Here is a 13,926-nt window from a genome sequence, read left to right as displayed (position 1 = left end):
ACTTTTTATTAAGATTTCCACTTGTTTATTTATAACAGCATATGAAAATAAGAAGAGGAGATGAGTATTATTGAAATATTTAAATGGGCTATTCGCTGAAATAAAATTAGATTTAGAACTATCATGGTCTTATAAAACTAGTTTTATAAGTGAAATAATAACAATAGCTATTTTATATATTAGTCTATTATTTATGGATGCAGGAGAAAGCTTAGGAATCTATTATGGTTTAGAAGCTCAATCGAAAGAACTATTACTGGTAGGATATATCTTATGGACTTTTTCAATAATGGCCATAAATACAATAAGCTCCAATATACAGACTGAAGCATCTACAGGGACATTAGAGCAAAAATTCACCTCTATAATACCTATGTATACCTTAATTTTAGGGCAACTTATCTCATCATTGCTTGTTCAGTTCTTAGAAATCGCTATCATATTGGCCATCTCTATTTTTATTTTTGATGTTCCTCTAATCATAAATCTTCAGAGCATTATCATATTTTTTATAACCGTAATGGGGATGTATGGTATAGGCTTGATTTTTGGAGGAATTACTTTAAAAGTAAAAAAATTAGGACAGATAATTTTTATCCTACAGATCATATTACTTTTTATTTCCAATACCATATCCATGGCATCCAATAGCATAAGTGTAACAAAACTTATTCCTTTAACAATAGGGAATGATCTCATCAGGAAGGCGATTAGCAATCAAGCTATACCTACATTAGAATACGTCCAATTATTTTCAACGTCTCTAGCATGGGTTATCATAGGAATCATTACGTTTAACTATTTCGAGAAATTGAGCAAGAAAGAAGGATTGATTAGTGCCTATTGAAAGTTTATTCACAATCTATGGGGCCATCTAAATAGATCTTATAGAAGAAAAATAGAATCGGAAGAAATTTATTTTTAGAGCATTTTCCATACCCTTTTAGGACAATATCAATTCCCATAAACAATCCCAAAGGAAACAGAGGACGATTAAAGAAAAACGGTTAGCTTTTCTTTAATCGTCCTCTGTTTTTTATTTATTGTCCCTGATCCCCCATTATGATACAATATTTAATTAATATTCTGAATATTTATGGAATGGATAAAAGGTGATGGATATGAGAGAGAAGAAAAAAATGGCAATGGTAACTGTGGATTTTCATGCAAACATTGTTTTAAGCCAGCAGCTAAGGGAGGCCTTTGGAGACCAAGTAGAGGTCGTCCCTGTGCTTTTACATGACTGCGATGTCATAGATACAGAGGGGATGGATCTGATTGTTTGTTCCAGTGAACTTATTGAAAAAAGCGTGCGGGCCAAAATCAATCAAGAAGTGCCCTTGGTATCGGTCAAAAGAACCATAAATGTAATGAATGTATTGGAACTTTTTAGTCTTGACCGTGAGGAAAAGGTTTTATTGGTGAGTAATCTTCCCTCTATAGCCCAGGAAACCATAAAACTCTTAAAGGAGTTGGGGATTGAGCATGTAGAATTTGTTCCCCATTACCCTGGCTACAATGGTCCTGTTTATGATATTGCAGTGACGGCAGGGGGAAAACATTTAGTTCCCCAGGGGGTAAAAAGAATTATTGATATTGGTCTGAGGGTGATAGATACTTCTTCCATTATAGAAATTTTTTTAAAATTAGACTTGCCTACCAAAGAATTGCATATTTTATCTGAAAAATACAGTAAAGAAATGATTCATCTAAATGCCTATCACAATGAAATGAATAATATGTTAAAGGCTATGTTTCAGGTTTCTAATGATGGCATTGCTGCCTTGGACACAGAGGGGAGTATATTTTTCTATAATCATAAATTCGCCGAATTAATAGGATATAAGGGCAGGCGACTTATCTTTAGAAATATTATGGATTTAATAGAAGATGAAAGTATTATTGATATCCTGCTGGATGTACAGGACAGAAATCATGAAATCGTGAATATCCACAGAAAGGAGATTATATTAAATAAAAGGCTACTTTATCAAGGAAATAAGTTAAGGGGTCATGTCATTGGCATACAAGAGCTACTTTATATCCAGAACCTAGAGAAGGAAGTAAGAAAGAAGTTAGTGGATAAAGGCTTTATTGCAAAATATGATTTTAAGGATTTAGTGGGAAATAGTGAAGAATTACAAAATAAAATCGCACTGGCCAAGAAAATTGCCAGTAAAGATTTAACTGTACTTATCCAAGGAGAAGATGGCACAGGAAAAGAGATTTTTGCCAATGGCATCCACAATTGTTCCAAAAGAAAAAATGAAACCTTTGTAGCGGTAAATATGGCTGCCCTATCAGAAAACCTTGTGGAAAGTGAGCTTTTTGGTTATGAGGGAGGTTCTTTTACAGGAGCTGCCAAGAGGGGAAAGGCAGGATTTTTTGAACAAGCCCATGGAGGGACTATATTTATTGATGAAATAGGAGATGCCTCTTCTAAAATTCAAATGAGCTTATTACGGGTACTACAGGAAAAGAGCATTATAAGAGTAGGGGGCTCTAAAATTATTCCTATCGACGTTCGAGTTATTGCCGCCACCAATCAAGATCTTTATGATTTAGTATTAAAGGGTAAATTTCGAAAAGATCTATACTACAGACTAAAAGTATTACATTTTAAAGTCCCTACCCTAAGAGAAAGAATAGAAGATATCCCTTCACTTGCTCAGTATTTTTTTGAGAAATTAAATAGCAATAAATATCTTAGTGACGAAGTCATACAAGCCTTCAATCATTATTCATGGCCAGGGAATATTCGTGAACTGGAAAATCTAATCTACTATTTAGACAGTATTGTAGAAAAACAAAGAGTAACCCTAAGGGATTTGCCCGAGGAATTGATAGCACAACTTACTCCCTTTAACGAACTCCCTCAATGGGAGGGGGAACATGCCTCTAAAAACCTATTTTTTGTAGAGAAAATGGATGTTTATATTGAAATATTAAAGATACTGGAAAGGGCCAATAGATTAGATCTGAAGATCGGAAGAAATAAAATTACAGAGATTTTAAAAACAAAAGGTTTGAATTTTTCTACAGAACAAATTCGAACGAAATTGAATAAATTAGAAGAACTTGGGTTGGTTGATATAGGCAAAACAAAACAAGGCACACGAATAAATGAAAAGGGAAAAATATTTTTAAAAGAAAATGAATGCAAAAATTAGGGGGTTATTGGGGTATATTTGGTTGGAACCAACCAAATATACCCCAATAACCCTTTTTTAGGGCAATGAAAATGTATTTGCTTCGAAAGCAAAGAAACCAATGAATAATATTTAGGTAAAATTTATAAATATGTAATCCTTTGCGATGTAAAATTATAGAATTTTCAGAAGATTTTCTAAGAGATTTAGAGGATATTTGTGAAAAAAAGTTGTTTTTAAAAATCTTGGCACAAATATTGCTTAATATATCTTGTATACAAATCCCTATGGAATAAAAAATCATGAATCCTATCCCTTTCATGGGATAAATGTAAAAGTGTTTTTGACAATTCTCTAACAGAACAGATTGATTTTGGAAAGGAGGACAAAAAGAGAATGACAAAATATATGATCAAAAGACTATTTAAACTGATCCCGGTATTATTTGGAGTTTCTATCGCTGTATTTTTAATGATTTACCTTATACCTGGCAATGCAGCAGAAGTTGTTGCTGGCCCTACGGCAACCCCAGAAGAGATTCACAATATTGCTGTTAAACTTGGGCTAGATCAACCAGCCTATGTTCAATACCTCAGGTATATGGGCGGAGTTTTAAAAGGAGATCTGGGCTATTCTTATCAGACAGGTCAGTCGGTAGCCGAGGCTATTTCCACAAGATATGCCAACACCTTTAGCCTTGCATTATTCAGTGCATTAGTAGCCACTATTGTGGGTGTAGGAACAGGGATTGTTGCCTCAGCCAAGAGAAATTCTTTCTTTGATCGGTTGAGTATGGGTATTTCCACCTTGGGCATATCGGCTCCAAGTTTTTGGATAGGACTTTTATTTATGATTATTTTTAGTATGAAATTAAAGTGGCTACCTATTTCAGGGTTTAATGGAATGATTTGGACAAAGGAAGGATTTTCTAGTTTGATTTTACCAGCTGTAACCCTAGGCTTTGGTTCAGCAGCCATGACTTCTAGAATGACCCGTTCCTCTATGCTAGAAATTATTCATCAAGATTATATTCAAACAGCTAGAGCCAAGGGAGTAAAGGAAAGGATAGTTATTCTTAAACATGCGCTTAAAAATGCACTCATTCCTATTATCACCATAGTGGGACTAAATTTTGGAAGCCTTTTAGGGGGGGCGGTAGTTGTGGAATCTGTATTTGCCATAAACGGCATAGGCAGACTCATGTTACAGGCTATTAGTGCCAGGGATTTCCCTATGGTACAGGGAACAGTACTAGTGGTAGCCACGACTTTTATAATCATCAATTTGATTGTAGATATTTTATATGCAGCCATAGATCCAAGAATTCAATATAGCTAGAGGAGGTGTTGATTATGCCTGAGATGGTTGGTGCCCTAGGGCATACTTCTGCAGAGAGGAAGACAAAGAAAAGCAGTAAAATAAAAGAGACCTGGAGAAGATTTAAAAGAAATAAAATAGCGGTTATAGGTTTAGGGATTGTGGTTTTTATCATGCTAGTAGCCATATTTGCTCCTTTAGTATCCCCCTATGACCCCTATGAACAAAGCATGGGAAATAGGCTTGTGAAAATAGGTTCTCAAGGACATTTATTGGGAACAGACGAGTATGGCAGAGATATGTTAAGCAGATTGGTCTATGGAGCAAGATTGTCCCTAATGGTAGGATTTTGTTCGGTAGGCTTTGGATTGGCCTTTGGTGTTTTGTTAGGACTTTTATCGGGTTACTACGCCAAACTTGACGGGGTAATCATGGGCATTATTGATGTCCTGCTGGCCTTTCCGGGAGTACTTTTGGCCCTTGCGATTGTCACAATATTGGGTACAGGGATTCAAAATGTCATTCTTGCTGTGGGCATATGGTCCATTCCCACCATAGCTAGGGTAGTAAGAAGCACAGTTCTTTCTACAAAGGAGATGGATTATATTACAGCGGCTAGAGCCTTAGGCCAATCTGATACCATGATTTTATTTAGGGAGATTCTTCCCAATTGCATGTCAGAAATTATTGTTTATTCTACTATGAGATTGGCAACAGCTATTCTTTCAGCGTCAACTTTAAGCTTTCTTGGTCTGGGAGCACAACCCCCTTCGGCTGAATGGGGAGCCATGGCCTCTACCGGGAGAACATTTATTTTTGAGGCCCCCCATTTAACCTTGCTGCCAGGCTTTGCCATTATACTTATTGTTTATGGATTTAACTCTCTTGGAGATGGACTAAGGGATGCTATGGACCCAAATCTTAAAAATGTCTAGAAAAATGAGGAGGAAGGAAATTGAAGAAAAAATTATTAGGGAAAATAACCATTTATTTATTATTGCTCTCTATGGGGATAGCTTTGTTTACTGGTTGCGGATCAAAGGCTGATGAAACCTCAGGGAAAACAGCTGATCACAAGATGACCTTTGTCTCAGCTACAGATGCTGTAGGATTATCTCCTATACTTACCAATGATTCTGCTTCAACTAATGTTTTTAGAGCTATCTTTGAAACTCTTTTTATAAAGGATGAAGCCAGTGGGGAGTTAAAACCGCTACTGGCAGAAGGATTTGAAAATCCAGATGAAAACACTTGGATAATTAAATTAAAGAAAGATATTCAATTTCAAGATGGAACTCCTTTTAATGCAGAAGCTGTAAAATATACCTTTGAGAAGATTCTTGATCCAGCTACGGCTTCCCCAAGGGCCAGCCTCATACAATCTATTGATAAGATAGAAACACCAGATGATTATACGGTGGTTTTACACACTTCTACACCCTATGGAATTATGCTTACAGCTCTTGCCCATCCCAATCTATCCATTGTAAGCCCTAAAGCTGATCAGGCAGGGGATATCAATAGGGATGCAACCGGTGCAGGAACAGGCCCCTTTATCTTTAAAGAATGGGTTGCCGGTGATCAGATTACTTTAGAGAAAAATGAGAATTATTGGGGAGGCACTCCTAAATTAGAAAGTGTAGTCTTTAAAGTGGTGCCAGAGATGTCTACAGCTGTGTCTATGTTAGAGACTGGGGAAGCAGATATGCTAACCAGAATTCCAGCAGAACATCTAGATAGACTAAAGAACAACTCCGATATTACAGTCACTGAAATGGAAGGAACCTATATTACTTATTTAGGATTTAATCAAGAGGTAGAACCCCTGAATAATATAAAAGTTAGGCAAGCGATTGCCAGTGCTATTGATGTAGATGAATATATCCCTACATTAAATGGACTAGGTTACAAGTCCAAGGGAATTATTGGACCAAAACTTATTGGCTACAACAAAGAAATAGAAGATCATGGTTTTGATTATGATGTAGAAAAGGCTAAAGAATTATTAGCAGAAGCGGGATATCCCAATGGATTTGATATTTCCCTTACGGTAGGAAATACCGATACCTATACTAAATTAGCCCCCTTTGTGCAAGCCCAACTCAAGGCAATTGGTATCAATGTTACTTTAAACACAATGGATTGGGCTTCCTATTTAACTTATACAAAGGAAGGCAAGCATGAAATGATGCTGGGAGGATGGGCCAATGTAACAGGAGACGGGGCAGAGTTGTTATATCCTCAGTTCCATTCAGCCAATATTGGAGCTTCCAACCGTACTGGATACAATAACCCTGAAGGAGATGCTCTTATCCTAAAGACTAGAGAAACTGTAGATCAAACCCAGAGAGAAGCCTATTTAAGAGAAGCAAATATTAAGTTTACGGATGAAGTTCTTTGGGCACCTATGTATCACGGGAATGTAACCATGGCTACTAAGAAAAATCTAAAGGGCATAATCCTTGAATCAACAGACCAGTTCTTATTAAATAAAGCATATATGGAATAGGTGATCATATGTCAAATACACTATTGGAAGTAAAAGACTTAAATACACATTTTTTTACTACAAATGGAGTGATTCCCGCAGTGGATGGAGTCAGTTTTGCTCTAGATAAAGGAGAGACCTTAGGTATTGTGGGGGAGTCAGGCAGTGGCAAAAGTGTCACTGCCCGCTCCATCATGAAACTAGTTCCCTATCCACCGGGTAAAATTGTGTCAGGATCTATAAAATTTAATGGAGAGGATTTGCTTTCTAAGAAGGAAAGTGAAATGAGAGAGATTAGGGGCAGAAAAATAGGGATGATTTTTCAAGATCCTATGACCTCTCTCAACCCTCTTTTTACCATTGGCAATCAAATGATGGAAGCCATCGTCATTCATCAAAAAGTAGGAAAGAAAGAAGCTAGGATAAAAGCCATAGAGAGTTTAAAGATGGTGGGTATCCCTTCGCCAGAAGCAAGGATGAATAATTATCCTCACAACATGAGCGGAGGAATGCGTCAAAGGGTAATGATTGCTATGGCCCTATCTTGTCATCCAGAACTTTTAATTGCCGATGAACCAACCACAGCTTTGGATGTGACCATACAGGCTCAAATATTAGATCTAGTAAAAGAGATAAAGGGAAAATTTCATATGTCTGTTCTCATCATTACCCATGATCTAGGGGTAGTAGCGGATATTGCAGATAAGGTTATTGTCATGTACGCCGGGAAGGTGATGGAATACGGTACAGTCATAGATTTATTTGACAATCCCCTTCATCCCTATACCAAAGGACTTTTAGACGCTATTCCCACCCTGGATATGGAGGGGGAGAGGTTAAAATCTATAGAAGGGAATCTGCCCAATGTAAATCTAGACTTTAAAGGCTGCAGATTCGCTGAAAGATGTAAGGAAAAAAGTGAAAAATGTCTAAGGATAGAACCTGAGTTAGTGAAAATAAAGAATGCATATGTACGATGTCATAAATATACACAGTAGGAGGTGAGCCAATGAATAATTCAAGGGAGATTTTGCTGGAAGTTAAAGATTTAAAGAAGTACTTTCCAGTAAAAAAAGGATTTTTATCTAAAGAAAAAAATGTTGTAAAGGCCATAGATGGAGTTTCCTTTGATATAGCAAAGGGAGAGACCTTGGGTTTAGTAGGGGAATCAGGTTGTGGAAAATCTACAACCGGGAGAACGGTATTAAGATTAATTGAGCCAACGGATGGTAGGATAAAATTCAATGGAGAAGATATGACTGCTCTTCATAAAACTCAATTAAGGCAAAAAAGAAAGGATATGCAAATCATCTTTCAAGATCCCTATTCCTCCCTCAATCCCAGGCTCACTGCTGGAGAAATTATAGGGAGAGCTATTGATGTGAATCATCTAACAAAGGGGAAGGAAAGGGAAGAAAGAATTCATAAGCTCCTAGATACTGTGGGACTAGGTGCCAAGGTGTACCACCGCTATCCTAATGAATTTAGTGGAGGTCAAAGGCAGAGGATTGGTATTGCTAGGGCCCTTGCCTGTAACCCTAAATTGATTGTATGTGATGAACCTATCTCTGCCCTAGATGTGTCCATCCAATCCCAGATTATCAATCTTTTGCAGGATATTCAGGATGAGTTTGGCCTCACCTATTTATTTATTGCCCATAATTTAGCGGTCGTCAAACATATTAGTGACCACATTGCTGTGATGTATCTAGGGAAAATTGTTGAAATGGCCAAAAAAGATGATTTATTTAAAAAGCCTGAGCACCCCTATACCAATGCCTTATTATCAGCTATTTTGCCCCCTAATCCAAGGGGAAAGAAAGAAAGAATAAAATTACAAGGGGATGTACCTAGCCCCATTGATATCCCCCCAGGATGTAGATTTTATGATCGATGTTTTAAAAAGAGTAGTTCATGTAGGGAAATAGAACCAACATTAAAAGACATTGGAGGCGGTCATCAGGTAGCCTGCCATAATATAAGGAGGAAAAATTTTGAATACAAGAGACATTATGCAGCTAGCTTTAGATATGGCAGGGTTTGATGATATTCCTGCTGACTCTGAAATCTATGTAGAAGGAGGGGAAATCAAAAAAATACTCTTTGGTGTGGATATAGATAGTTCGGATCTATATTATGCCAAGGAGAATGGATATGATGCAGTGATTGCTCACCACCCCCAAGGAAGTATCATCAATGCCTATGAAGTTTATCAGGATCACATAAAGGTGATGAAGCAATTTGGTGTACCAGAAGAAGTTGCTAGAAATACAATAGAAGAAAAATATGGTATACTAAAGATATCTGTACAGAGCAGTAACTATGAGAACACGATTTCGGTGGCAAAAATGCTAGATATGCCCTTTTTAAATATTCATCAGCCCCTAGATGAAATAGGGCGACGATTAATGCAACAAAGGGTAGATGAGGTTTGTAGCAATGGGAATGCGACTCTTATGGAGGTTGTAAAAGCTCTAAGTAGCTTTAAAGAAATGCAGATAGCAAGGACTAATGTAGAGTTGTTGATAGGAGAGGAAAAGGATAGGGCAGGGAAAACCGTTATTGCCCATGGTACCTATACCAATGGAGGATACGATGTGGCCAATACTTATTTTGAAAATGGTATTGATACTGTTGTCTATATTCATATCGCCTATGCTGATTATGTAAAGCTAAAGAAAGAGAAAAAAGGCAATCTTATTGTATCTGGCCATATAGCTAGCGACTCTTTGGGCATTAACCCCTTTGTAAAAGCTTTAAGGGAGAAGGGACTAGAGGTAACAACCATAAAAGGAATACTTGAATAATCAAGACTATTGATTATTCTAAGGCGGTGTATAAATGAAAAAATACCTAGAGATGTTTTTATCCTTTTTTAGAATAGGGGCCTTCACCATTGGTGGAGGCTATGCTATGTTGCCCCTTATAGAAAAGGAAATTGTAGACAAAAAGAAATGGATTGAAAGAAATGAATATTTAGATATGCTTGCCCTTGCCCAGTCTTCCCCCGGCCCCGTGGCGGTAAACACCTCGGTGTTTGTAGGCTATAAAATTGCTGGTATGCCCGGAGTAGTGGCCACTGTCCTTGGCTCTGTTTTGCCATCCTTTCTCATTATACTGATTATTGCCTCTATTTTTGTTGGGATAAAGGATAGTGTGGTAGTAGAGAGAGTCTTTAAGGGAATAAGACCAGCTGTGGTAGCTCTGATTGCGGCTCCTGTAGTGAGAATGGTAAAGAGTGAAAAACTAAATAGAAAGACCATATTTATCCCCATAGTAGTTGCTCTGTTGGTGGCTTTTTTAGATGTTACGCCGGTTATTCTCATTATGGTAGCTGCTGTTGCAGGAAACCTGTATAAGAGGGAAAGGAAAGGAGAGAAGCATAGGTGATCTTTATACAATTATTTCTAACCTTTTTCAAAATAGGACTATTTAGCTTTGGAGGGGGATATGCTATGCTGAGCATGATGCAGCAGGAAGTGGTCAGCATAAATCAATGGACCAGTGTTCCAGAATTTGTGGATATGGTAGCCATATCCCAAGTAACCCCAGGACCTATTGCTATAAATATGTCTACCTATGTGGGATATAAGATAGCAGGAGTCCTAGGTTCTGCTATAGCGACCCTTGGCTGTATAGCTCCTTCTGTGATCATTATGTTGATTATCACCCGCTTCTTTTTTAAGTTTCAAAACAATCCCTATGTGGAAAATGCCTTTCTAGGACTCAGACCCACGACGATAGGTCTTGTTGCAGCAGCAGCTATTCTTGTGGCAGAGGGTGCCTTTATTGATATAAAGAGTTTGATCCTATTTGCCATAGCTTTTTTACTTTCTTATAAATATAAAATAGATCCTATTTTAATGACGATTGGTGCAGGGGTTGCGGGATTTATCTTATATTAGAAAAAGTCTAAGCCCGGTAAAAGCAGGGTTGTGATCGGTGGATTCCCATTTGTCCCTGTTATAAGGCTAAGAGTTTGTAAGCTCATTACAGGCCTAGTCAAAACTCGTTTCACTCGAATACTTGACTAGGCCTATCTTTTACTTCACGAATAAACCCTAAGCCTCTACACAAAACAAATTTTTCATTCAGCTATCACAACGCAAGTCAATTTAACCTAATTTCCATAGTTTTCCAATGTATATTTTTATCCTTCCTGCATTTCTTCTAGAATTATCATATCTTCTTCCCAATTGGCTATATATTCTTTCAGACGAAGTTTAGCATCTTCATATTCCTTAGTTACTGTAAGAGCATTGTCCCCATCCTCATAAAAATTTGGTTGACACATCAGGGATTCAAAATCTTCTATTTGGCCTTCTAAGGATTCAATTTCTTTTTCCAGTCCACTAATTTTTTGTCTTTGTTCTTTGAGTAATTTTTGATTTGCCCGTTCTTTTTTTCGTTCTTGTTTTAATTGGGTTTTATTGATTATAGGCTGAATTTCCTGAGCCTCCTGTAATAACTGTTGTTGTTTTTTCTTTTCAAGATAATATTGGTAGTTCCCTAGATACTCTTGAATTTTTTCTTCCTTCATTTCAAAGATTTTATTGGTCACCTTATTTAAAAAATACCGATCATGGGAGATGACCAATAAAGTGCCTTTATACTGCATGAGGGCATCTTCCAAGACTTCCTTAGTCGCAATATCAATATGATTGGTAGGCTCATCCATAAGGAGGAGATTGGCCTGGGATAGCATGAGTTTGGCCAAAGCTACTCTGCTTTTTTCTCCCCCGGAAAGGGTGGAAATACTTTTGAAAACATCGTCCCCTGAGAATAAAAAGGCACCTAAGACATTTCTAATCTCTGTCTGAAGGGCAGTAGGTTTTACCTGCCATACTTCTTCGATTATGGTATTATTTTCATCCAAAGAGGTTTGCAATTGATCATAATAGGCTGGATAGACGTGGGAACCGAGGATAACCTCTCCTTCATCACCAGTCAATTCTCCCAAAATAATCTTAAAAAGAGTAGATTTGCCCACACCGTTAGGGCCAATGATACCAATGTGATCCCCTATAAAAATCTGAAAGTTTAGATCAGAAAAAAGTTTAAGTTCTCCAAAGGATTTAGAAAGCCCCTCTACTTTGAGAACATCTCTACCACTCTTTACTTGGGGTTCAAGGGTAAGATGAAGGGTAGGCAGCTGGGTCACAGGGGAATCTATTCTCTCCATTTTATCTAACATTTTTTGTCGGCTTTCTGCTTTTTTTATGCTCTTTTCTCGGTTGAAAGAACGAAATCGTTGAATGATTTCCTCCTGCCTTTTGATTTCTTTTTGTTGCTGTTCATATTGATGGGAGAGAACCTCAAGGGTTTTTCCCTTTTCTTTTACGTATTGGGAATAGTTTCCATTGTAGGTGTATAATTTATGATTTTCAATTTCAAATACTTGGGTGACAAGGGCATCTAAAAAATAGCGGTCATGGGAAATAATAAATAATGTGCTGGCATAACTTGATAAAAATCCCTCTAACCATTCTACGGTTTCCAAATCTAGAAAATTTGTAGGCTCATCTAGTAGCAGAATATCAGGCTCTTGTAATAGGAGCTTTCCTAGAGCAATCCTGGTTTTTTGACCCCCACTAAACTGGACAATTTGTTTGTCATAGTCTTGTTCTTCAAAGCCTAATCCCTTTAATATCCCACGAATTTGACTGGGATAGCCATAACCGTTTTGTTTTTCAAAATCCTCTTGCAAATGTCCATACTCTTCCATGAGAATGTGCATCTTTTCATCTTCTTCATTTTTACCAGCAGAGGAAATGTCTTGTTCCAGTTGACGAAGCTGTTTTTCCATGGCGATGAGGGGGACAAAGATCTCCATGATCTCTTCCCAAAGAGTATTTTTCTCATTTAAATCAAGGTGCTGAGAGAGATAGCCCATAGAGGTATTCCGAGGAGTAGTGCAACTTCCTTCGTCAGGGGCAAGCTCGCCGGCAATGATTTTGAAGAGCGTGGATTTACCGGCTCCATTTCTTCCTACCAGGGCTATACGTTCACCCCCATTAATTTGAAAACTAATATCATCTAAAATTGTATTTATTCCATAATTTTTTTTAATATTTTTGCAGCTTAGTATCATAGGAAATTCCTCCAGAAATATTCACAAATATTATTCATATTGTATCAAAAAATAGGGTATAAATAAATAGAATGAAAAAGCTGAAAAATTGACACGAACTTTAACAAATGATATAATAAAATCGTTAAAGTTTTATTAAAAACAAAATGGATGGAAAAATATACCAACCACGTCATAATATGGGGGGGAACAATATGGAAAGATCATCACACAAAGTTTCAATGGCTGTCATTAGAAGACTGCCAAAATATTATAGATATCTTGAGGGACTTCTAAAAAAAGATATAAATCGTATTTCCTCAAAGGAATTAAGTAGAATTATGGGATTGACCGCTTCCCAAATAAGACAGGATTTAAACTGTTTTGGAGGATTTGGGCAACAGGGATATGGATATAATGTGGCAGAATTACATAATGAGATCGCAAAGATACTTGGGCTGAATAAACACTATTCATCGGTTATTGTAGGAGCAGGTAACTTAGGGCAAGCAATTGCCAATTATTCAAACTTCCAGAGACAGGGTTTTGAATTAAAGGGAATGTTTGATATTAATCCTAAGCTCATTGGATTGCGTATTAGGGACGTAGAAATCCATGATATAGACAATATAGAAGGTTTTGTCAGAGAAAACGATATTGAAATAGGAATCATCGCCGTACCTTTAGAAAATGCTCAGGATATTGCAGATAAGCTAGTAGCAGGGGGAGTAAAAGGAATTTGGAATTTTGCACCCTTTGATGTGAAAGTGCCTGAAAATGTGGAGATTGAACATGTTCACTTAAGTGAGAGCTTATATACTCTTACTTATTTATTAAATGAAAAAGATATCTTAGAAAAAAAAGATTAATATTTTAAAAAAAGTATGGTCCTGACCTTCAGA

General features: G+C 37.1%; 12 protein-coding genes. 11 read left to right on the top strand and 1 reads right to left on the bottom strand.

Going from position 1 to position 13,926, the window contains the following annotated elements; all coding sequences use genetic code 11:
- Positions 1 to 70 precede the first annotated feature (70 nt).
- The 10 genes from NSA47_RS07860 to NSA47_RS07815 all read left to right on the top strand — a co-directional run bounded on the left by NSA47_RS07860 (position 71) and on the right by NSA47_RS07815 (position 10,859).
- The gene (locus NSA47_RS07860; RefSeq protein ID WP_257530683.1) at positions 71 to 847 is read left to right on the top strand and encodes an ABC transporter permease; all 777 of its coding nucleotides are present in this window, start codon (positions 71 to 73) and stop codon (positions 845 to 847) included.
- 274 nt (positions 848 to 1,121) lie between these two features.
- Positions 1,122 to 3,170, top strand: coding sequence for a sigma 54-interacting transcriptional regulator (locus tag NSA47_RS07855; RefSeq protein WP_257530681.1), 2,049 nt, complete (start codon positions 1,122 to 1,124; stop codon positions 3,168 to 3,170).
- A 375-nt stretch (positions 3,171 to 3,545) separates the two neighbouring features.
- Positions 3,546 to 4,487 (top strand): ABC transporter permease, encoded by a 942-nt coding sequence (locus tag NSA47_RS07850; RefSeq protein ID WP_257530679.1) that lies wholly within the window; start codon positions 3,546 to 3,548, stop codon positions 4,485 to 4,487.
- Between the two features lie 14 nt (positions 4,488 to 4,501).
- Positions 4,502 to 5,401 carry an ABC transporter permease gene (locus NSA47_RS07845; protein WP_257530677.1) on the top strand — a complete coding sequence of 300 codons (900 nt, stop codon included), beginning with the start codon at positions 4,502 to 4,504 and terminating at the stop codon, positions 5,399 to 5,401.
- 20 nt (positions 5,402 to 5,421) lie between these two features.
- Entirely contained in the window at positions 5,422 to 6,975 is a 1,554-nt protein-coding gene (locus NSA47_RS07840) for an ABC transporter substrate-binding protein (RefSeq protein WP_257530675.1), read from the top strand.
- Between the two features lie 8 nt (positions 6,976 to 6,983).
- Positions 6,984 to 7,952 (top strand): ABC transporter ATP-binding protein, encoded by a 969-nt coding sequence (locus NSA47_RS07835; protein WP_257530673.1) that lies wholly within the window; start codon positions 6,984 to 6,986, stop codon positions 7,950 to 7,952.
- Between the two features lie 11 nt (positions 7,953 to 7,963).
- Positions 7,964 to 8,998: an ABC transporter ATP-binding protein gene (locus NSA47_RS07830; protein WP_257530671.1), complete on the top strand. Its 1,035-nt coding sequence runs from the start codon at positions 7,964 to 7,966 to the stop codon at positions 8,996 to 8,998.
- A complete protein-coding gene (locus NSA47_RS07825; RefSeq protein WP_257530669.1) occupies positions 8,949 to 9,761 on the top strand; it encodes a Nif3-like dinuclear metal center hexameric protein in 813 nt (270 codons plus the stop codon). Before NSA47_RS07830 ends, NSA47_RS07825 begins: the two co-directional genes overlap by 50 nt.
- Positions 9,762 to 9,795: 34 nt before the next feature.
- Positions 9,796 to 10,344, top strand: a complete 549-nt coding sequence (locus NSA47_RS07820; RefSeq protein WP_257530667.1) for a chromate transporter — start codon at positions 9,796 to 9,798, stop codon at positions 10,342 to 10,344.
- A complete protein-coding gene (locus NSA47_RS07815) occupies positions 10,341 to 10,859 on the top strand; it encodes a chromate transporter (protein ID WP_257530665.1) in 519 nt (172 codons plus the stop codon). The genes NSA47_RS07820 and NSA47_RS07815 overlap by 4 nt, the downstream gene beginning before the upstream one ends.
- Before the next feature lie 245 nt (positions 10,860 to 11,104).
- Here NSA47_RS07815 and NSA47_RS07810 read toward each other — a convergent pair whose 3' ends face one another.
- A complete protein-coding gene (locus NSA47_RS07810; RefSeq protein WP_257530663.1) occupies positions 11,105 to 13,045 on the bottom strand; it encodes an ABC-F family ATP-binding cassette domain-containing protein in 1,941 nt (646 codons plus the stop codon).
- A 194-nt stretch (positions 13,046 to 13,239) separates the two neighbouring features.
- On the opposite strand from NSA47_RS07810, the gene NSA47_RS07805 reads away from it, so the two are divergent.
- Positions 13,240 to 13,893: a redox-sensing transcriptional repressor Rex gene (locus tag NSA47_RS07805; RefSeq protein ID WP_257530662.1), complete on the top strand. Its 654-nt coding sequence runs from the start codon at positions 13,240 to 13,242 to the stop codon at positions 13,891 to 13,893.
- The last annotated feature ends 33 nt before the right edge of the window (positions 13,894 to 13,926 follow it).

Origin of the sequence: Irregularibacter muris, from assembly GCF_024622505.1 — a bacterium.
Taxonomy (GTDB): Bacteria; Bacillota; Clostridia; order Eubacteriales; family Garciellaceae; genus Irregularibacter; species Irregularibacter muris.
The sequence above is the reverse complement of the archived record's forward strand: the minus strand, read 5'-3'. Positions and strand labels throughout refer to the sequence as shown.